Source organism: Streptomyces sp. NPDC051677, from assembly GCF_044453465.1.
GTDB lineage: Bacteria > Actinomycetota > Actinomycetes > Streptomycetales > Streptomycetaceae > Streptomyces.
Genome location: NZ_JBITCT010000007.1, coordinates 39097 through 57078 on the forward strand (window position 1 = coordinate 39097; position 17982 = coordinate 57078).

A 17982-nucleotide genomic window follows, 5' to 3' on the forward strand; every position below is an offset into this window, starting at 1 on the left:
CTCACGCTCCTGTCATGAGGGCAGTGTTGACGAGGTCGAGGAACTGCCGGGGCGTCTTGGAGCGCTCGGCGTCGGTGGGCATCGGCGTGCCGTACCGGTTCTCCAGCTCGCCCACGATGCCCAGCAGGCCGAGCGAGTCGACGCCGAGGCGGTCGAAGCCGGTGTCGTTCTGCCGGAGTTCCTCCGGGGCGACGGTGACGCCGGCTGACTTCTTCATGAGTTCGGCCAGCTCTTCCACGGTGATGCGATCAGACATGCGGTTCCTCTCCTCTTGCTTCTCCGCGGCGCCTCGCTACGAGGCGTCGGTGGCGCCGTGCCGCAGCACCAGCGCCGAGTTCGACCCCATGAGTCCCCGGCTCAGGACCAGCGCCGTGCGCAATGCGGCGCTGCGGGCCCGGCCGGTCACCAGGTCGAGGTCATGGCAGATGTCGAAGACGTTCGGGGTGGGCGGGATCACGCCGTGCTCCATCGCGAGCACGGCCGCAGCGGCGTCCATCAGCGGCGCCGCGCAGTAACCCCGGCCGATCCCGGTCTTCGGCGCCGTGACGGGCACGCGGGCGCCGTGCGCGCCGAGGGCGTCGGCGATCGCCAGCGCCTCGGCGCGGTCCGCGTCCGGCACGCCGAGCGCGTCGGCGAAGACCACGTCGATCTCCTCGGGGGCGCACTCGGCCTCCTCCAGGGCCCCCCGGATCGCCTGGGCGAGCCCTTCCCGTGACTCCTCCCAGCGGGAGGCGCCGGTGAAGGTGGCCGCGTGCCCGGCGAGGAAGGCCCGCACCCGCGCGCCCCGCGCCCGGGCCGTGCCCTCCTCCTCCACCACCGCCATGGCGCCGCCCTCGGCCGGCACGAACCCGCAGGCCGCGGCGGTGAACGGGCGGTAGGCGCGGGTCGGGTCGTCGAGCGTGCTGAGCTCCTTGTACCCGAGCTGGCAGACCATCGAGTAGGGCGCGATCGGCGCCTCGGTGGCCCCGGCCACGATCACGTCGGTGCCGCGCCGCACGGCCCGCGCCGCGTGCGCGAGGGCGTCCAGGCCGCCGGCCTCGTCGGCGGCGACGACCGAGCAGGGGCCCTTGAAGCCGCGCCGGATGGAGATCTGGCCGGTGCTCGCGGCGTAGAACCAGGCGATGGACTGGTAGGGGCCGACGAAGCGGCTGCCCTTGCCCCACAGCTGTTGCAGTTCCCGCTGGCCGAACTCGCCGCCGCCGGAACCGGCCGCGGTGACGACGCCGACGGAGAACGGCGCCGCGTCGGTGTCGGTGCGCCCGAGGCGGGCGTCGTCCAGCGCGAGGTCGGCGGCGGCCATCGCGAAGTGCGTGAACCGGTCGGTCTGGACGAGGTAGCGCTCCTCGATCATGGCCGTCGGGTCGAAGTCGCGGACCTGGCCCGCCACCCGCAGCGGCAGGTGTTCGCACCCCTCGCCGGTGACGCGGTCCAGGACGCTGATGCCCTCGCTGGTGGACTTCCAGAAGGTCTCGGTGCTGGCTCCGTTGGGCGCGACCACACCGATTCCCGTGACGGCCGCGCGCCGTGGATGGGGTTCGCTCATCGTGTCTTCTCCCTCGGCCGGTTCATGACCACCGCGGACTGGAAACCGCCGAACCCGCTGCCCACCGAGAGCACGCTGGCCAGCTTGCGCTCGCGGGCCACGCGCGGGACGTAGTCCAGGTCGCACTCGGGGTCGGGCGTCTCGTAGTTCGCGGTCGGCGGTACGACCTGATGGGTCAGGGCCAGGACACAGGCGACGAGTTCGATCGCGCCGATCGCGCCGAGGGAGTGACCCACCATGGACTTGATGGAGCTCATGGGCGTGTCGTAGGCGTGCCTGCCCAGGACCCGCTTCACCGCGGCGGTCTCGTGGCGGTCGTTCTGCTTGGTGCCCGACCCGTGCGCGTTGACGTAGTCGATCGCCGTGGCGTCGGTCCGGGCGTGCTGGAGGGCGTCCTCGATGGCCCGGGCCATCTCCAGGCCCTCGCTGGTCAGACCGGTCATGTGGTACGCGTTGCCGAAGGTGGCGTACCCGCCGAGCTCGCAGTACACGTGGGCGCCGCGGGCCCGGGCGTGCTCCAGCTCCTCCAGGACGAGTACGGCGCCGCCCTCGCCCATGACGAACCCGTCCCGGTCGGCGTCGAAGGGACGCGAGGCGTGGGCGGGGTCGTCGTTGTTCGGGGAGGTGGCCTTGATCGCGTCGAAGCAGGCCATGGTGATCGGGGAGATCGGCGAGTCCGAGGCGCCGGCTATGCAGACGTCGGCCCGGCCCTCCTCGACGGTGTGGAAGGCGTACCCGACCGCGTCGAGCCCCGAGGTGCAGCCCGTGGAGACGGTCTGCACCGGCCCGCGCGCCCCGAACCGTTCGGCCACCGTGGCGGCGAGCGTGCTGGGCGAGAACGCGCGGTGCAGCTGCGGGGCAGCCTCCCGGTGGTCCACGTCCCAGCGCTGCCCGCGGTGGCTGACCAGGACGTAGTCGTTCTCCAGCCGGGTGGTGCCGCCGACCGCGGTGCCCAGGGAGACGCCGACCCGCCAGGGGTTCTCGGCGGCGAGGTCGAGACCGGCGTCCCGTACCGCCTCGTCGCCGGCGACCATGGCGAACTGGATGTAGCGGTCGCAGCGTTCGACGTCCTGGGCGTCCAGTCCGTGGGCCGCCGGGTCGAAGTCGCACTCGGCGGCGATCCGCGAGCGCAGACCGGTCGGGTCGAAGAAGGTGATGCCGCGCGTCGCCGTGCGTCCCTCGACCAGCAGCCGCCAGAACGACGGGACGCCTATGCCGCCCGGAGCGACGATGCCTATGCCGGTGACCGCGACCCGCCTCGTCATGACCTGGCCTGACGTCGGGCGGTCGCCTCGCGCCCGATCACCACGGGCTCGGCGTCGCTCTCCTCGGTGTCGACGTGGCCGAGCGGCGGGCTCGGGGCCAGCGGGCCGAGGTGGAAGACGATCCGGGCCTCGACGTTTCCGACGTTGCGGAAGCGGTGGCGCATGTGGGCGGGGATCATCAGGCCCTGCTCGGGCTGCAGCGGCTGGGGCTCGCCGTCCAGGTCCACCTCCAGTTGCCCGCACACGACGTACACGAACTCCTCGGAGTAGGGGTGGTAGTGCTCGCCGATGCGGTCGCCGGGCTTGATGAGGGCCACGCCCATGAAACCGCTGGTCGAACCGACCGTGACGGGGGTGAGCATGGCGCGCAGATCGCCGCCGCGCCGGGTGTTGGGCTCGACCTCGCTGAGATCCACGACTCTGGGACGGGAAGTGATCACGACGTTCCTCCGTTGCTGTACTGCACCGACGTGGGCGGGGCAGGGCGCCGCCCCGGCCCACGTGATGACGAATCAGGCGTCGGGCGACCGACGGTCGGTGACGAGGTCCATGCGGGCGCGTTCGAGGAAGCGCGCGAGCCGGGCGTCCTTCGTCGCGGAGGCGTCCGCGTCGACGGCGTCCTGGAGCGTCGTCAGCTCGGCCACCTGCCCGGGGTCGGCCAGGCCGAGGGCCTGTACGGGGTCGGCGGCGTCGAGTCCGCCGCGCACGTCGATCAGCCGGACGACGACGTCGTCGCGTTGGAAGATCGTGCTGCGCAGGACCGGGCTGCGCGGGTCGTCCGCCGCCGCCTCGTCCTGCCGGGCCAGCAGCTCGGCCAGCTTCATGCCGCGGTCGGCCCGGGCCGGGTAGTACAGGGCGTACCGCTCGGCCTGCGCGTCCTGACGTTCCGCCGTCACATGGTGGACGGCCGGCAGCGCGGCCCGGGTGAAGAACACCCGCGCGGACTCGGGATCGTTGAGGTCGCGGTCCTGCTCCAGATGGGGGTTGATGGCCTCCTCGACGGCCCGTACCTCGGGCTGCCGGGAGACGTGGCGCAGCGCGGCGAGCAGGTCGCCGCGCACCTCGATGGCCCGCACCACCCGGTTGCCGTGCATGAACAGCGAGGTGCGGCAGAGCCGGGTGGTGTCGTCGACCTGCGGCTCGGGCGAGGCGTAGTCGGCGAGGATCTTGGCGACGATCTTCTCGCTGCCCGGCTTCACGGTGAAGGTGAGCGCGTGACGGATCACGCCGTCGCCGATCCTGGGCGAGGTCTGGAGGCGGCGCTTGCCCGGCTTCGCCTCCGCCGCCGGGCCGCCGGTCTCGCGCACGACGTGGAAGCGCAACGACCGGGTGTCGCGGACGCAGCTGTGCAGCGGCTCCACCATCCGTACGTGTTCCTCGCTGTTGACCCAGGCGAGGAACGGCGGGGCGCTCTCCCATTCGCTGGTGATGAGCCACTGGGAGGGGTTCTCGATGGACTGGCACAGCTGGTCGCTGACATGCCCGGGGACGGACGCGACCTGGTTGCAGAGCTGCTCGTAGGCCTCCAGGAACTGCTGCTGGGCTCCGTCGTAGACGTCGACCAGGAGGACGACTCGAAGCCGGGAGCCGTCGAACACGGACTGGGAGACTCGTTGCGACGCCTGTCGCGTCCGCGAACCTGCAACACGTTCGGACGTGGTGGTCATCCTGCGCACATCTCCTTCGCGGAGGGGGAAGTGAACGTCGGCCGCGGTGATGCGACGTCAGCGTTCCTCGATCCTCAGCCCGTCCCCGCAAGTGCGCGACTCGGATGAACTACGCGGGTGACCGGGCGGGCGAGGCGTCAGATCAGATGGGCGAAGACGACCAGGTTGTCGGTGTAGTCCTTGACCGCCCGGTCGTAGCTCCCCGCGCAGGTGATGAGCCGTACCTGCGCCTGCGCGGTGTCGGCGTACACGCGTTCGCTCGGGAAGTCGTCCTTGGCGAAGGTCTCCGCGCTGTCCACCCGGAAGACCGCCGTGCTGCCGTCGGCCCGCCGGACGGAGAAGGTGTCGCCCTTCCCCAGGGCGCTGAGACCCGCGAAGACGGCGGGGGAGGTCTTCGTGTCGACGTGTCCGGCGATGATCGCGGTGCCCGTCTCGCCGGGGGAGGCTCCGTCGGCGTGCCAGCCGACGAGGTTGACGTCGTCCGCGGGCGGCGGTTCCAGCCGTCCGGAGGGGCCGATGGCGAGGGCGGTGAAGGGGGCGTCGACCGAGATCTTCGGGATGAGCAGCCGCACGGGCCTGGAGCGCGGCAGGTGCTTGCCCAGCGGGGCCTGGTCCTGGCCGGACGACGCCGAGGTGGGCCTGTCGGGTGCGCCGGTCGCCGGGAGCGAGGCGGCGGGCGGGGCGTGCGGGGGGCTGGGGGCGCCGGGTGCCGTGGCGTTGCCGCCGAACAGGTTCAGCGCCAGGATCACGGCGGCCGCGGCGCACAGCATCGTCAGGCCGGTGCGGGAGTTTCCCTCCTCGGAGGGACCAGAGCGACCAGAGAGGGCAGGGGGAGCAGAGGGGGCAGAAGACGAAGCAGAGGGCGAAGGAGAGGGAGAAGGGGAGGGTGCAGAGGGGGAAGGCGACGGGGACGAGGACGGGGATGGGGGTACTGGCATCGGGGACCACCTCACTCGGGCGCGGCAGCGGAGCGGACAGGGCACGGGAAGCGAGCCGGGCCGCCACCCGGGGTACGGGTGGCGGCCTCGGCTTCGCTATCGCGCCCGACATGGGTCACCGGCGGCCGGGATCATGTGAGCGGAACGCATGCGACGGCCCTTCCGTCACGATCGGGCAGCCGACGCCTCGTCAGCTGAGGTGACCCGAACGGGACGTGATCCACCGTCAGCCGCTCGTCGTCGCCGCACCACTCGGGGCGTTCACACGGGTGAAGTCCACTCAGTTCTGATGGAGTCGGCGCGGCGCGGCGAGCGCCAGCGCGCTGTTCAGGACGTCGCGCAGCGCCGCCTCGGCGTCGGGCTCCGGGCCCGGCGACCGCCAGGCGACGAACCCGTCGGGCCTGACGAGTACGGCGCCCCCGCGGGTCGTGCCGTGGCGCTCCGCCCAGTCGACGTCGTCCTCGGTCACCAGGTCGGCCTCGGGTCCGGCGCCCACCCGGTACGACCTGAGCGGAAGGGACAGCTCCGCGGCGAGCCGGGCGGCCGCCTCATGCCATCCGCTCGGCTCGTCGGCGTCGCTGAGCAGGACGGGGGCCCGCTCGTAGAGGTCGAGGGTGGAGATCCGCTCACCCGCGCGCCGGACCCACAGGTGGGGCGCCCGGCTGCCGGGCCGGCCGCTCAGGTCGAGGCCTTCCGGGACGACCGGTTCGCCCGGGTCGGCGCCGACGACGGCGCCCTGCGGGTAGCGGTAGCCGAGGGCCACGTTGAGGATGCCGCGCTGGGGACCGCCGCCGCCCGCGCCGGGCGGCGGGGCGAAACCGGGGTGGCTGTGCTCGGCCGACCGGGCGGCGGCGCGGGCGCTGGTGGCCTCGGCCACCGGGCGGCGCTCGGCGTCGTAGCTGTCCAGGAGCCCCTCCCCCGCCCAGCCGTCGAGCACCGCGGCCAGTTTCCACGCGAGGTTGTGCGCGTCCTGGATGCCGGTGTTGGAACCGAAGGCCCCGGTCGGGGACATCTCGTGGGCCGAGTCGCCGGCCAGGAACACGCGTCCCGACCGGTAGCTGCGGGCGACCCGCTGGGCGGCGTGCCAGGGCGCCTTGCCGGTGATCGTCACATCGAGGTCGGCGACCCCGACGGCCCGGCGGATGTGCTCGACGCACCGCTCGTCGGTGAACTCCTCCAGCGTTTCCCCGTGTTCGGGGTGCCAGGGGGCGTGGAAGACCCAGTTCTCGACGTTGTCCACGGGCAGCAGGGCGCCGTCGGCGTCCGGGCTGGTCAGGTAGCAGACGATGAAGTGGCGGTCGCCCACGACGTCGGCGAGGCCGCGGGAGCGGAAGGTGAGGCTGACGTTGTGGAACAGGTCGCCGGGGCCGCTCTGGCCGATGCCGAGCTGCTCGCGGGCGGGGCTGCGGGGTCCGTCGGCGGCGACGAGGTAGTCCGCGCGGATGGTGGTGTGCTCACCCGTCTCACGGCTCTTGGCCACCGCGGTGACACCGGTGGGGTCGCTCTCGAAGGACATCAGTTCGGTGGAGAACCGCAGGTCGCCGCCGTGCCTGCGGGCGTGGTCGAGGAGGACCGGCTCCAGGTCGTTCTGGCTGCACAGGCACCAGGAACTGGGGCTGAAGCGGGCCAGTCCGCCGCCCGGGTCGATGTCCCGGAACAGCCACTCGCCGGCGTCGCCGACCAGGGTGGGGGTCTGCAGGATGCCGTGGTTGCCGGCCAGGGTGGCGGCCGCCTCCTGGATGGCCTTCTCCACGCCCGCCACCCGGAACAGCTCCATCGTGCGGACGTTGTTGCCGCGGCCGCGCGGGTGGATGGAGGTGCCGGAATGGCGCTCCACCAGCATGTGCCGCACTCCGAGCCGTCCCAGGAACAACGAGGTCGCGAGCCCCACCAGGGAGCCGCCGACGATGAGGACCGGGACCCTGAGGGTGTCGTGGCCGGTCCGTCCGGCTCGTTCGTTCATCACTCTCGCCTCCAGCGCGTCGTGTCCGCCGACCCGGCCGGATACGGCGGAGATCCTCATGCATGCCCCGTGGAGCTGACGGCGGCTCAGGCTTCACCCGGCTGCGTCGCGGGGGGCCGGCGGGCCGCTCCGCGGCCGCGGTCACCGGACGGAAGTACTTGAATCCCTGAGCACGGGCGGTGGCTCGGCTAGCCTCGATGTTCCGCCCAGGCGAACTGACTTACGACGAACATCACTTCGGGAGTTCCGTGTCCGACCAGCTGCCGTCATCACCGAACTCCGCTGCGCGCGAGGCCGCCGCGCTCCGGCAGACCGGGGCCGCACCCCTGCGGATCGGCGACCCGGCGCGGGTCGGCCCCTTCGTGCCGGTGGCGCTGCTCGGCAGCGGCGGGATGGGCCGGGTCTATCTGGCCCGGGCCGCCGACGACGCTCCGGGGCTGTTCGCGGTGAAGGTGATCCGGCCGGAGTACGCCGAGGACGTCCGTTTCCAGCGCCGCTTCGAACGCGAGGCGTCGGTGCACGCCCGGCTGGGTCCGCCGCACGCCCCGAGGTTATGCGGCACCGGCTGGGACGACCAACTGCTGTGGATGGCCACGGAGTACGTCCCCGGACTCGATCTGGCCGACGCCGTACGCGACGACGCAGCCCTGCCGACGGCCACCGTGTGGCAGTTGACAGCCGAGCTCGGGCGGGCGCTCACCGCCCTCGCCGCCGCCGGCGTCGTGCACCGGGACCTCAAGCCGTCCAACGTGCTGCTGTCGCTGCAGGGCGCGTGGGTCATCGACTTCGGGATCTCCAAGGCCGCGGACGCCAGCGCGATCACCGGCACGGGCAACCGGGTCGGCACGCCGGCCTACATGTCGCCGGAGTACCTGAGGACGGGCCACTGCGACACCGCGTCCGACGTGTTCTCGCTGGCCTGCACCCTGCTCTACGCGGCCACCGGACGGGCCCCGTTCGGCGACGGCACCGGGGTCGACGTGATGCACCGGGTGGCGTTCGAGGAGCCGAACCCGGAGGTGACCGGCGTGGTGTCGGCGGCCGACCCCGAGCTCGGGGCGCTGCTCACCGCCTGTCTGGCCAAGGAGCCCGAGCGGCGCCCCACCCCACGGGCGCTGATCGACGCGGCCGGGACGCGGGCCGGCACGCCCGGCTGGCCGGAGCCGCTGCACGGCCAGGTGCTGGCCCGGCAGCGGGCGTACGAGACGCTGCACCGGCTGCCCGTCGAACGGGCGGCCCGGCTGCGGCCCTCGGACTACCGGGTGCAGCCGGCGCCGGCTGCGGCTGCGGTCCCCGGCGCCCCGCAGCCGGACCCGGACCCGGCGCCCGTGGCCGAGTCGCCCGCCGCCGGGACGACGCCGGCCCGCCACCGCGTCCGCCGGAAGCGGGTGCTGGCCGCCGCCGCGGGCACCGCCCTGTGCGCGGTCGCCGCGGGCGCCTTCGTGCTCATGCGCCAGGGTGATGCGGCGAGCGCGGCCCCACCGGAGTCCGTCGCGTCGGCGACCCGCACCGGGCCCGGGGCCGTCGCCCTGCCGGGGGTGTCCGACCCGCCGGACCGGGCGTCCGCCGCGGGCGCGTCCAGCAAACGCGCCGACGAGACCGACGGCGACGTCACGTCGTCGCCCCGGGCCTCCGCGTCCGGCGGCGACGGCGGACAGGACACCTCCGCCGCCCCGCCGGGGGGCGGCGGCTCCGCCTCCCCCAGCCCGACCGGCTCCGTCGGCACCGCGCCGACCGAAACGGCGAGCCCGCCCTGGGTCACCGACTGCACGTACTACGCCGGCAACGGCCGTACCCGCACGGGAGACAGCGGCAAGCGGGTGCGGCAGGTGCAGTGCATGCTCACCAAGCGCGGTTACGACGTCGGCGGGGCCGGGGTGAGCGGTGACTTCGACGCCGGCACGGAGACGGCCGTCCGCAGCTTCCAGGGCGACAAGGGGCTGAAGGTCAGCGGCATCGTGAACCAGGCCACCTGGGGCGCGCTGCGCGCCGCCGACTGACCGCCGGCGGCTGTCGGTCGCCGCCGCTTCGGGGGCTCACGGGCTCAGGGGCTCACAGGCTCGGGGGCTCAGGGGCTCGGGGGCTCGGGGGCTCAGGGGCTCACGGGCTCACGGGCTCACGGGCTCACGGGCTCACGGGCTCACGGGCTCACGGGCTCAGGGGCTCAGGTAGAAGCGGACGGTCGTGCCGTCCTCGGCGGTGTGCAGGCGGACCAGGTCGGCCACGTAGTGGACCAGCATCAGACCGCGGCCGCCGATCTGTCCGCGCAGCGGCGGCCTGCGGCCGGCCAGCGGATCGGCCAGCCGGCCCGTGTCCCGCACCTCGCACACGACCTGCCCCGCCTCGGCCCAGACGGCGAGGGTGCCCCGTCCGCCGCCGTGCACCACGCTGTTGGTCGTCAGTTCCGCCACCGCCAGTTCGGCGTCCTCCAGCCGCTGCCCGGCCAGCCCCAGCCGTTCGGCCCGGCCGACGGCGAAGGCGCGGACGGCGGACAGGTCGTCGGGGCCGAAGGAGTACACGGCGGCGTCCGGCGCGGGCGCCAGCGCCTCGTTGTAGCGGGCGACGACGGAACGCCAGTCGTAGGCGTCGCTGGCCTGCTCGGCGCCGGCGGCCATGACGGTCGGGTGGGTGATCCTCGCGTCGGCCAGGACCTCCGCGTCCAGCGTCGAGGCGTCGTACGGGCACAGGATGGTCACCGGCCGGCCCGCGAAGGCCGCGTTGATCAGCGCCTCGTGCTGTGCGCACGCCGGGTACTCCACCGCGCTGCGGCCCGCCCAGATCGGCTCGCCGATGATCCGGACCCGCCCGTCCCGGTGGGCGTCGGCGAACGCGCGGAGCACCCCGGGGATGATCCGGCCCGGGTTGCGGCCCGCCTCGGTCATGTCCAGCAGGAGGACGCCCTCGGCGTCCGCGCCCAGCCCGGCCCTGATCAGCTCCAGGTTGGGGCCGGGCACCGCCACGGCGACCGGCTCGCCGACGTCCAGGCCGTCCTGCACGAACGACACGGTCCGGTCCACGTACTCCTGTGCGGTGCGGTAGAACAGCGCGGGGTGCTCGAACGCCTCGTGGGTCGCCACCTGGTTCATCGCGACGCCACCTCGATCCGGCTCAGTCCCGGCCAGAACAGGCCCAGTACGCGCGGCACCTGCGGTGGCGGATGCTCGACCACCACCCGACCGCCGCGCAGGGCCAGCGCCGTGACGGCGAGCGCCGTCACCCCGGCCACGTCGACGAACCCGACCTCGGAGAGCTCCACATAGGACACGTCGCCATGCTGCCGTGCCAGCCCCGCCAAGGCCTCTTCCCACGGCGAACGAGTGTCCTCGTTGATCTCGCCCCTGGCACGTATCCCGGGCCGGCCGGACAGCGGGCCCACCTCCAGCACGGCCCCGCCGTGCACCGGTCCGAACCGGTCGACCCCCCGCGAGGCGTCCACCACCCTCGGCCTCCTTCACCGTCCGACGCTCACCTGGGCGCGCTCCCGCCCCGGGACGGCCCACAGGCAGCCCCTACCCACGAAAGGCATCCTGACGCCGCTCCGGAGCGGGAGGATGATCGGAGCCGGACGTACCGTGGCAACCGAGGCTCGGCGGACGGGGGGCACGATGTGTTGGAGTGCGACGGCCGATCTCGTCGCGGGCGCCGGGGTGGCGGCCGTCGGGGTGGCCACGGTGGCGCAGGTGCGGGAGCGCCGGGACCTTCCCCTCGCCGCACTGCCCCTGCTGCTCGGGGCGCATCAGATCGTGGAGTCGGCGGTCTGGGACGCGGGCGGGGGCAGCGGACCGGCCACCGTCGCCTGGGCCGTCATCGCGATGCCGCTGCTGACGGTGTGGATGCCGGCGGCCGTGTGGTGCACGGCCCCGCCGTCCGCCCGGCGCAGGCTGACGTTCCTGCTCGCGGTCGGCGTCGCGACGGCCGCGGGCCTCGGGTACGGGATCGCCACCGGCCCGGTGACGGCCGAGATCCGCGGCCACACGGTCGGCTACGCCCTCGATCTTCCCTACCCGCCCGTGCTCGTGGCGGGCTACCTCCTGGCCACCGTCGGCTCCCTGCTGTTCTCCGGCGACCGGCGGCTGCTGACGCTGGGGGCAGTGGTCGCCGTGGGCGCGTCGGTCTGCTTCGCGCTGTGGCGACTGGAGTTCGTCTCGACCTGGTGCGCGTTCGCGGCGCTGTGGTCGGTGCTGCTGCTCGGCTGGGCCCGCGGCCGACGGGCCGAGGCCCCTGCCGGTCTCGTGATGTGAGTCACATCCATCGACGACCGCAACTTTGTTTGAAAGTTTTGTCATCTAGGGTGACAAATCCTTCCGCCCCTCAGCAGGCAACTGGAGCGTTCCTCCATGACCGACAGGTCCACTGCCGTGCCCGCACCGTCCTCCGCCACCGCCGCGTACGCCCGTGTCTACGAGGAGCAGCAGCCGCGTCTCGTCGCGTACGCCCGCTCGCTCACCAGGAACGCGTGGACCGCCGAGGACCTCGTCGCCGAGGCGCACTTCCGCGTGTGGCGGCGGCTGTCCGCCGGGCACGAGATCGACAACGTGCCGGCGTATCTCAGGACGACGGTGCGGCATCTCGCGATGGCTTCCGGAAGCGCGGCGCGCGAGACGCCGCAGGATCCGCAGAGCGAGGAGCGGGCCGAGCCGGGCAGGCACGGCGAGGACCCGGCCGAGCAGGTGGCCGGCGTCGATCTGGTGGTGCGGGTGCTGGGCCAGCTGCCCGAACGCTGGGTGAGGGCACTGTGGTTGGCGGAGGCCGAGGGCCAGCCGCTGGCGGCCATCGGGCCGCAGCTCGGCACCAAGGACGGGGCCACGGCCGTCCTGCTGCACCGGGCCCGGGAAGGCATGCGGCAGGCCTTCCTGCGCGCCCAGACCGGAGCCCCCGAGGACCCCGCGTGCCAGGTCCACTGGGCCCGGATGCCCGCGTACGTCCGCGGCGCCGCGACCGCCCGCCAGCAGGAGCGACTGCTCGGCCACGTGGACGCGTGCGACGACTGCCGCAGGCTGCTCGCCTCGCTGATGCAGGCCAACGACCGGCTGCCCGCACTGGTCGGCCCCGCCCTGCTCGCCCTCGCGCTGGGCGGCACGGGCAAGTTCCTCCTGGCGTTCGCGGCCGGGTCCGCCGGTGCGGCGGGCGGCCACGCGGCCGGGGTGCTGCACGGGGTGCGTCATGCCACGGTCGGCGCTGCGAAGGCGCCCGTGGCGACGACGGCCGGGGCGCTCGTGGCGGGGGCCGCCGCGGTCTGTCTCGTCCTCGGCTGGTCCGACTCCGCTCCGGCGCCGGTGCAGCGCACCCCGGTGGCCGAGGCGCCCGCGGTCCAGGTCCCGGCGGACGGGGCGCCGGTGGCCGAGGCAGCCGAAGCCCCGCCTTCGCAGGCTGCCGTCCGAGCCGAATCCCCCGAGGACGACGGCCCCTTCGCGCAGGCGCCGGTCGCCCGGGAGAGGCCCCCTGTAGGGACGGCCGGAACGGCCACGCCCAGTACGCTCACGGACACCGCCGGAACGGACGCGCCGCAGCCGCCCCCGGCCGACAGCCGCACGCCGACACCCGGTGACGCGACGTCCGAGGAGCCTGCGAACCCGGACGACGCGCCCCCGACCGACAACGGCACGCCGAAAGACCCGGAGCCGCCGGCGCCCGCCCCCGTGACGCCGGACCCGGACCCCGACCCCTCGCAGCCCGGTGGGGACAGTGCCCCGGATCCCGGAGAGGCCGGCCCCCCCGACTGCTCGGCCGACGCCCCGCACCCCGGACACGGAGGCCATTCGCACCGGAGCCCCCGGACCGACCCGGCGGCGAAGGGCCCCGGTCGCAAGGGGCGCTGACCGTCGAACCGCCGGAGGCAACCCGAGGTCGCGTCGCCCCCAGGAGTCGCCGAGACCTCGCCGCTGCACGGCGCCGGCCGAAGCGCGACGTCAGCCGCAGCACGGCGTCCTGTGACGGCAGAGGCCTTCGGCCCTCGGCACGCGTCACAAGCCGGTGCCTTCCCACGCCTGCTGCGTCTTGTCCTGCCGGCCCCTGCCGTCGCCGTCGGCGTAGACGACGACCGTGTGGATCTTCCGCCCCACGGGGCGGGCGTCGGAGTCGGTGACGGCGGCGAGGGTCAGTCCGGCGACGGCGAGGCTCGTCGCGCCGGCGGCGGTCAGCAGGATCCTGGCCGGGCCGGCGGGGCGCGAGCGCGGGCGCTGATGCGGGTTCGGCAGCGGGTTGAACAGCATGTGGGTTGCTCCTGTGGTGTGTCCGGGGCGGGCGAGGGTCCGTCAGCGGTGTCCGACGACGGCGACGACGAACTGTTCGGTGGCGGAGGCGTACAGGTCCGGGCGGAGGACCCCCAGGACGCCGGCGGCCACCGCGGCGGCCAGCCACCAGCACTCCCAGCCGCCGCCCGGCGATCCGCTCATCGCACCCACTCGGCCGGCTTGGTCGCCTTGCCGAGCAGCCACTCCAGGGGGCCGCGCCGGAAGAAGCGGGACCAGAGGGAGGCGAAGACGGTGACGGCGACGAGGAAGCCCAGCAGCACGTGCAGCGAGGAGCCGGGCAGTTCCTCGATGCCGAGGAGCCGGATGCCGACGACGTGGAAGACGTACGCGGTCAGCGACATCGTGCCGACGGCGATGACCGGGCGGGCCAGGCGGTGGAAGCGCGGGAAGGCGTCGACGGCGGCGAGGCAGCCGGCCAGGACCGCGATCGCCACACCGGCGTTGGCCAGGATCGACAAGGTCGTCTCGCTGTGCGGGGAGGCGACCAGGAGGCCGGCCGGGGTGGCGCCGCTCGGGTAGCCCCAGGTGTCGGACCACCAGGCCGACGCGGCCGATCCGCCGTCGCCCCAGCCGGACTCGCCGAGCGCCGTCAGCGCGCCGGGGACCAGATGCAGGGCCAGCCAGGAGCCGCCGTGACCGAGGACGGCGAGGCAGACGCCGGTGACGGCCAGGCGGGTGCGGACGAGTGCGGAGGCGAGGTCGAGGCGGGCCACGGCCATGCCGGCGATGACGAAGGGGATCCAGGTCAGGGCCGGGTAACTGCCGGTGAACAGGAGGGAGACGAGGCCGTCGGCGTCCGCGGGCCAGGCCCAGACGCCCTCGACGCCGTCGGCGGGCAGCGCGTGCTGGACGACGTACAGGAGCTGCGGCAGGACCAGTGCGCTCGCTGCGGCTGTGATCGCCAACGGTCGGGCGCTCAGCCGGTACAGCGGCAGGACGAGCAGGAAGTACAGGCCGTAGAAGGCGAGGATCACCTCGACGGGGGTGCCGCTCATCGTGAGCGCGGTGCCCACCGCCAGCAGTACGAGCGCCCGGATCACCACCTTGGCGACGGCCTGACGCGCCGCCCGGCCCGTCTTCGGGGTACGGCGGCCGGTGATCAGCATGATCGAGAAGCCGGCCAGGAAGGCGAACAGGGCGGAGGCGCGGCCGTGCGCCAGCTCCATGAGGTGACCGGTGACGCCGCCCTGGGACGGGTCGGGGCCGACATGGGCCGCGTACATGCCGAAGACCGCGAGGCCTCGGGCGAGGTCCACCCCGATCAGGCGGCCCACCGAGGACCGGCCGCTCGCCGGGGCCTGGGGCCGGGCGGCGGCCGGCGCGGTGGCCCTCGCGGCGGCCGGCGCGGGGGTCGGCCCCGTGGTCGGCGTGGTGAGCGCCGTGTCGTCTGCGTTCTGGGTCATGTCTCCAGGCTGGAGAGCGGCCCGGACCCGGAGTATCCGGCACCTGTCCGGTCCCGCCCCGCCACCCGGCGGGGGTGCGTCCCCGCTCCTCCCCCGTCCGGCTGGAACCCTCCCCCCAGGCGGCGGGAGCGTCCCGTCCGGCCGACCCACCGGTCGTTGACCGCTCTACGGTCGAAAGCGGCGACAATCGACAGCGACGTGCGGCCCTGGACCTCCGCGCAACGACAGCAAGGCGGAACTCACGTGATCCGGGTGATGGTGGTCGACGACGAGGCCCTGGTGCGGTCCGGCTTCAAGCTCATCCTGAGCGCGGCCGGCGACATCGAGGTCGTCGCGACCACGGCGGGCGCCGAGGCGGTCGACACCGTACGGCGGGAGCGGCCCGACGTCGTGCTCCTCGACATCCGGATGCCGGACGTCGACGGGCTGACCGTGCTGCGGGAGCTGCGCGCCCTGCCCGAGCCGCCGGTGGTGGCGATGCTGACGACGTTCGACGCCGACGAGTACATCCTGACCGCGCTGCGCTCCGGCGCGGCCGGCTTCCTGCTGAAGGACACCGAGCCCGACCAACTCGCCCAGCTGGTGCGGACGTTGGTGGCGGGCGGGGTGGTGATGTCGCCGAAGGCGTCCCGTGCCGTGTGGCAGAGCCACCCGGGGGCCGCGGCCGTCGACGACGCCGAGGCCGCCCGGATCGGACGGCTCACCGAGCGCGAGCGCGAGGTGCTCGTGCTGATCGCGGAGGGACTGTCCAACGCCGAGATCGGCGGCCGCATCCACCTCAGCGCGGGCACGGTGAAGGACCATGTCAGCGCGATCCTCACCAAGCTGCGCGTCGCCGGCCGGGTGCAGGCGGCGCTGCTCGCCCAGCGGGCCGGGCTGCTCGACGACGGTCGGCGGCGTCCGGAGCCCGGCCGATGAGCTCGCCGCAGGCCTGGTGGGGCCGGGTTCCCGCGCCGGCCGTCGACGCCGCGGTCGTCGCGGTCGCGGTCGCGGACCTCCTGATCAACCTGGAGGAGGAGTCCGCGTTCGCCATGGGGGCGGCCGCCGCGGGCTGTGCCGCACTGGCGTTGCGCCGGCGGTTCCCGCTCCCGGTGTTCCTGATCACACTTCCCGGCGCCCTGGTGCTGGACATCGTGTTCGCCCCGTTCGCCGCCCTGTTCACGCTGGCGGAACGCTCCCGCGACCGTCGTCTGCTCACCGTCTGCGCGGTGCTGTTCGCGCTCGCCTCCGCCGCTCCCTGGCCGCTGGACGACCTCTCTTCCCACGATCGCACCTGGACGGTCGTCTACTTCTTCTACACGCTCGCCACGGCCGCGGCCCCGGTCTTCCTGGGCCAACTCGTGCAGGCGCGCCAGGACCTGGCGCGTCGGCTCGTGGAGATCGAAGAGGCCCGTGAGCACGAGCGGCTGCTGCACTCGCAGGCCGTGCTGGCCCGCGAACGCGCCCAGCTCGCCCGCGAGATGCACGACGTGGTCTCGCACCAGGTCAGCCTGATCGCGGTGCAGGCGGGCGCCCTCCAGGTCTCGGCCACCGACCCCGACGTTCGGGAGGGCGCCCGGACCATCCGCACCCTCAGCGTCGACACCCTCGACGAACTGCGGCACATGGTCACCCTGTTGCGGGCCTCGGGCGGGCGGGCCACCGAGCTCACCCCGCAGCCCACCCTCGCCGACCTCCACCAGCTCGTGACCACCAGCGGCATTCCGACGGACCTGACCGGCGAACTCCCGCCGGACATCGGCACCCCGGCACAGCGCGCCGTCTACCGCACCGTCCAGGAAGCCCTCACCAACGTGCGCAAGCACGCCCCCGGCGCCCGTGCGACCGTCCGCCTGTGGCACGAGGCCGACGCCGTCGGCGTCACCGTCACCAACACACCGCCGACCCGCCCCTCGCTTCCCCTCCCCGGCTCCCACCAGGGTCTCGTCGGCCTCGGGGAACGCGCCGAACTCCTGCACGGAACCTTCGAGTCGGGGCCGACCGACGACGGCGGCTATGCGGTGGAACTCCGTATCCCGAGCCGCACGAACTGACGCCGGGACCCCGGCTCGCGACGACGTTGCGCCGGAATCTCGTCGGGCGCCCTCGCCGACGATCGTCAACGGGGCGGCGCGGAACCAGCGTTCGACGTCGAACTCGGTCGAGCAGCCGTAACCGCCGTGGATGCGAACGGCGTTGAGGGCGATCCGCACGGCCGTCTCGGAGGCGAACGGCTTCGCCATGCCCGCCTCCATCCGGGCCGGGCACGTCGGACCGCGCTGCCGGGCTTCGGCATCGCCGAGGACGTCGCGCAGGGGACGCTCGGCGCCGCACCCCTGAGCGAGCCCGAGGTGTGGCGCTCGGTCGTGCTCGGCGCCCCGCGGTCCGGCTGTCCGCCGCCGGTCACGGCCGACCCGTTTCTCCGGGGGACCCCCGGATGACCGGCTCCCCGGGCCGCCCGAGGGCCGTGCTGGCAAGATGGCGGCATGGAGCGTGTGCTTGGCATCGGCGGGTATTTTCTGCGGGCCGCCGACCCGGCGGCCCTGAGCGCCTGGTATCGCGAGTGCCTGGGCCTGGACGCCGACGAGAACGGCCTGTGGCGTCAGGGAACGGGGCCGACGGTGTTCGCGACGTTCGAGTCCGAGACGGACTACTTCGGGTCCCGCGCCCAGCAGACCATGCTCAACTTCCGGGTCCGCGACCTGGATGCGATGCTCGCGCAGTTGCGCGCCAAGGGAGCGGACGTCGCCCAGGAGACGCAGGAGATGGACGGCGTCGGCCGATTCGGCTGGGTCACCGATCCCGAGGGCAACCGCGTCGAGCTGTGGCAGCCCGCCTGAGCGCGGGCGCCTGACCGCTCCGCACGCAGGCGACGACGGGACCACCGGCCCGTCGGGGCCGCCAGGCGGCACCAGCGTGCAGGCATCACATCGGGCCCTGCGCCTAGTCGGGGCATCTTGTCAAAACGTC

Annotated in this window: 19 protein-coding genes and 1 pseudogene; 7 read left to right on the forward strand and 13 right to left on the reverse strand. The window is 73.9% G+C overall.

The genetic code is table 11. The features are described from left to right. Position 1 precedes the first annotated feature (1 nt). From ACIBAF_RS10045 to ACIBAF_RS10075, 7 genes are all read right to left on the reverse strand, one after another. Positions 2-256 (reverse strand): acyl carrier protein, encoded by a 255-nt coding sequence (locus tag ACIBAF_RS10045; RefSeq protein WP_399462687.1) that lies wholly within the window; start codon positions 254-256, stop codon positions 2-4. 36 nt (positions 257-292) lie between these two features. Further along, positions 293-1543: a beta-ketoacyl synthase N-terminal-like domain-containing protein gene (locus ACIBAF_RS10050; RefSeq protein WP_399462688.1), complete on the reverse strand. Its 1251-nt coding sequence runs from the start codon at positions 1541-1543 to the stop codon at positions 293-295. Beyond that, positions 1540-2808 (reverse strand): beta-ketoacyl-[acyl-carrier-protein] synthase family protein, encoded by a 1269-nt coding sequence (locus ACIBAF_RS10055; RefSeq protein WP_399462689.1) that lies wholly within the window; start codon positions 2806-2808, stop codon positions 1540-1542. Before ACIBAF_RS10055 ends, ACIBAF_RS10050 begins: the two co-directional genes overlap by 4 nt. Next, positions 2805-3248, reverse strand: a complete 444-nt coding sequence (locus ACIBAF_RS10060; protein ID WP_399462690.1) for a cupin domain-containing protein — start codon at positions 3246-3248, stop codon at positions 2805-2807. Before ACIBAF_RS10060 ends, ACIBAF_RS10055 begins: the two co-directional genes overlap by 4 nt. Positions 3249-3320: 72 nt before the next feature. Beyond that, positions 3321-4475 (reverse strand): SchA/CurD-like domain-containing protein, encoded by a 1155-nt coding sequence (locus tag ACIBAF_RS10065; protein ID WP_399462691.1) that lies wholly within the window; start codon positions 4473-4475, stop codon positions 3321-3323. Positions 4476-4612: 137 nt separating this feature from the next. Then, complete coding sequence (locus tag ACIBAF_RS10070; protein ID WP_399462692.1) at positions 4613-5245, reverse strand: class F sortase; 633 nt, start codon at positions 5243-5245, stop codon at positions 4613-4615. Between the two features lie 448 nt (positions 5246-5693). Beyond that, entirely contained in the window at positions 5694-7376 is a 1683-nt protein-coding gene (locus ACIBAF_RS10075) for an FAD-dependent oxidoreductase (RefSeq protein ID WP_399462914.1), read from the reverse strand. Positions 7377-7624: 248 nt separating this feature from the next. On the opposite strand from ACIBAF_RS10075, the gene ACIBAF_RS10080 reads away from it, so the two are divergent. Beyond that, on the forward strand, positions 7625-9376 hold the full coding sequence (locus ACIBAF_RS10080; RefSeq protein ID WP_399462693.1) for a protein kinase: 1752 nt from the start codon (positions 7625-7627) through the stop codon (positions 9374-9376). A 156-nt stretch (positions 9377-9532) separates the two neighbouring features. Here ACIBAF_RS10080 and ACIBAF_RS10085 read toward each other — a convergent pair whose 3' ends face one another. Continuing rightward, entirely contained in the window at positions 9533-10462 is a 930-nt protein-coding gene (locus tag ACIBAF_RS10085) for an anti-sigma factor RsbA family regulatory protein (protein WP_399462694.1), read from the reverse strand. Further along, positions 10459-10815 carry an STAS domain-containing protein gene (locus tag ACIBAF_RS10090; protein ID WP_399462695.1) on the reverse strand — a complete coding sequence of 119 codons (357 nt, stop codon included), beginning with the start codon at positions 10813-10815 and terminating at the stop codon, positions 10459-10461. Before ACIBAF_RS10090 ends, ACIBAF_RS10085 begins: the two co-directional genes overlap by 4 nt. A 166-nt stretch (positions 10816-10981) precedes the next feature. Here ACIBAF_RS10090 and ACIBAF_RS10095 point away from each other — a divergent pair, with 166 nt between their 5' ends. Both ACIBAF_RS10095 and ACIBAF_RS10100 read left to right on the forward strand, forming a co-directional pair. Beyond that, the gene (locus ACIBAF_RS10095; RefSeq protein WP_399462696.1) at positions 10982-11617 is read left to right on the forward strand and encodes a DUF6629 family protein; all 636 of its coding nucleotides are present in this window, start codon (positions 10982-10984) and stop codon (positions 11615-11617) included. 96 nt (positions 11618-11713) lie between these two features. Continuing rightward, on the forward strand, positions 11714-13195 hold the full coding sequence (locus ACIBAF_RS10100; protein ID WP_399462697.1) for a sigma-70 family RNA polymerase sigma factor: 1482 nt from the start codon (positions 11714-11716) through the stop codon (positions 13193-13195). 144 nt (positions 13196-13339) lie between these two features. Here the strand turns inward: ACIBAF_RS10100 and ACIBAF_RS10105 are convergent, their stop codons facing one another. From ACIBAF_RS10105 to ACIBAF_RS10115, 3 genes are read right to left on the reverse strand one after another with little or no spacing between them, the layout of a single operon-like run. Then, positions 13340-13588 (reverse strand): hypothetical protein, encoded by a 249-nt coding sequence (locus ACIBAF_RS10105; protein ID WP_399462699.1) that lies wholly within the window; start codon positions 13586-13588, stop codon positions 13340-13342. Between the two features lie 42 nt (positions 13589-13630). Continuing rightward, positions 13631-13771, reverse strand: coding sequence for a hypothetical protein (locus ACIBAF_RS10110; protein WP_399462700.1), 141 nt, complete (start codon positions 13769-13771; stop codon positions 13631-13633). Beyond that, positions 13768-15033, reverse strand: coding sequence for a DUF418 domain-containing protein (locus ACIBAF_RS10115; RefSeq protein ID WP_399462702.1), 1266 nt, complete (start codon positions 15031-15033; stop codon positions 13768-13770). Before ACIBAF_RS10115 ends, ACIBAF_RS10110 begins: the two co-directional genes overlap by 4 nt. Positions 15034-15288: 255 nt before the next feature. Between ACIBAF_RS10115 and ACIBAF_RS10120 the strand changes: the two genes are divergently transcribed. Then, positions 15289-15951 carry a response regulator gene (locus tag ACIBAF_RS10120; protein WP_399462915.1) on the forward strand — a complete coding sequence of 221 codons (663 nt, stop codon included), beginning with the start codon at positions 15289-15291 and terminating at the stop codon, positions 15949-15951. Next, positions 15948-17066, forward strand: coding sequence for a sensor histidine kinase (locus tag ACIBAF_RS10125; RefSeq protein ID WP_399462703.1), 1119 nt, complete (start codon positions 15948-15950; stop codon positions 17064-17066). The genes ACIBAF_RS10120 and ACIBAF_RS10125 overlap by 4 nt, the downstream gene beginning before the upstream one ends. 48 nt (positions 17067-17114) lie before the next feature. Here the strand turns inward: ACIBAF_RS10125 and ACIBAF_RS10130 are convergent. Further along, positions 17115-17267, reverse strand: a pseudogene (locus ACIBAF_RS10130) (acyl-CoA dehydrogenase family protein); the annotation flags it as partial. Here ACIBAF_RS10130 and ACIBAF_RS10135 point away from each other — a divergent pair. Beyond that, positions 17193-17453 carry a hypothetical protein gene (locus ACIBAF_RS10135; protein ID WP_399462704.1) on the forward strand — a complete coding sequence of 87 codons (261 nt, stop codon included), beginning with the start codon at positions 17193-17195 and terminating at the stop codon, positions 17451-17453. The pseudogene ACIBAF_RS10130 and the gene ACIBAF_RS10135 sit on opposite strands and share 75 nt — an antisense overlap. A 45-nt stretch (positions 17454-17498) precedes the next feature. After that, positions 17499-17852, forward strand: coding sequence for a VOC family protein (locus ACIBAF_RS10140; protein WP_399462705.1), 354 nt, complete (start codon positions 17499-17501; stop codon positions 17850-17852). The last annotated feature ends 130 nt before the right edge of the window (positions 17853-17982 follow it).

What these genes read in the sequence shown, in the direction of transcription:
- ACIBAF_RS10085 (WP_399462694.1), bottom strand. Translation starts at nt 10,462, where the DNA reads ATGAACCAGGTGGCGACCCACGAGGCGTTCGAGCACCCCGCGCTGTTC.
- ACIBAF_RS10105 (WP_399462699.1), bottom strand. Translation starts at nt 13,588, where the DNA reads ATGCTGTTCAACCCGCTGCCGAACCCGCATCAGCGCCCGCGCTCGCGC.
- ACIBAF_RS10070 (WP_399462692.1), bottom strand. Translation starts at nt 5,245, where the DNA reads ATGCTGTGCGCCGCGGCCGCCGTGATCCTGGCGCTGAACCTGTTCGGC.
- ACIBAF_RS10075 (WP_399462914.1), bottom strand. Translation starts at nt 7,376, where the DNA reads ATGAACGAACGAGCCGGACGGACCGGCCACGACACCCTCAGGGTCCCG.
- ACIBAF_RS10065 (WP_399462691.1), bottom strand. Translation starts at nt 4,475, where the DNA reads ATGACCACCACGTCCGAACGTGTTGCAGGTTCGCGGACGCGACAGGCG.
- ACIBAF_RS10125 (WP_399462703.1), top strand. Translation starts at nt 15,948, where the DNA reads ATGAGCTCGCCGCAGGCCTGGTGGGGCCGGGTTCCCGCGCCGGCCGTC.
- ACIBAF_RS10110 (WP_399462700.1), bottom strand. Translation starts at nt 13,771, where the DNA reads ATGAGCGGATCGCCGGGCGGCGGCTGGGAGTGCTGGTGGCTGGCCGCC.
- ACIBAF_RS10045 (WP_399462687.1), bottom strand. Translation starts at nt 256, where the DNA reads ATGTCTGATCGCATCACCGTGGAAGAGCTGGCCGAACTCATGAAGAAG.
- ACIBAF_RS10055 (WP_399462689.1), bottom strand. Translation starts at nt 2,808, where the DNA reads ATGACGAGGCGGGTCGCGGTCACCGGCATAGGCATCGTCGCTCCGGGC.
- ACIBAF_RS10100 (WP_399462697.1), top strand. Translation starts at nt 11,714, where the DNA reads ATGACCGACAGGTCCACTGCCGTGCCCGCACCGTCCTCCGCCACCGCC.
- ACIBAF_RS10140 (WP_399462705.1), top strand. Translation starts at nt 17,499, where the DNA reads ATGGAGCGTGTGCTTGGCATCGGCGGGTATTTTCTGCGGGCCGCCGAC.
- ACIBAF_RS10115 (WP_399462702.1), bottom strand. Translation starts at nt 15,033, where the DNA reads ATGACCCAGAACGCAGACGACACGGCGCTCACCACGCCGACCACGGGG.
- ACIBAF_RS10120 (WP_399462915.1), top strand. Translation starts at nt 15,289, where the DNA reads ATGGTGGTCGACGACGAGGCCCTGGTGCGGTCCGGCTTCAAGCTCATC.
- ACIBAF_RS10050 (WP_399462688.1), bottom strand. Translation starts at nt 1,543, where the DNA reads ATGAGCGAACCCCATCCACGGCGCGCGGCCGTCACGGGAATCGGTGTG.
- ACIBAF_RS10095 (WP_399462696.1), top strand. Translation starts at nt 10,982, where the DNA reads ATGTGTTGGAGTGCGACGGCCGATCTCGTCGCGGGCGCCGGGGTGGCG.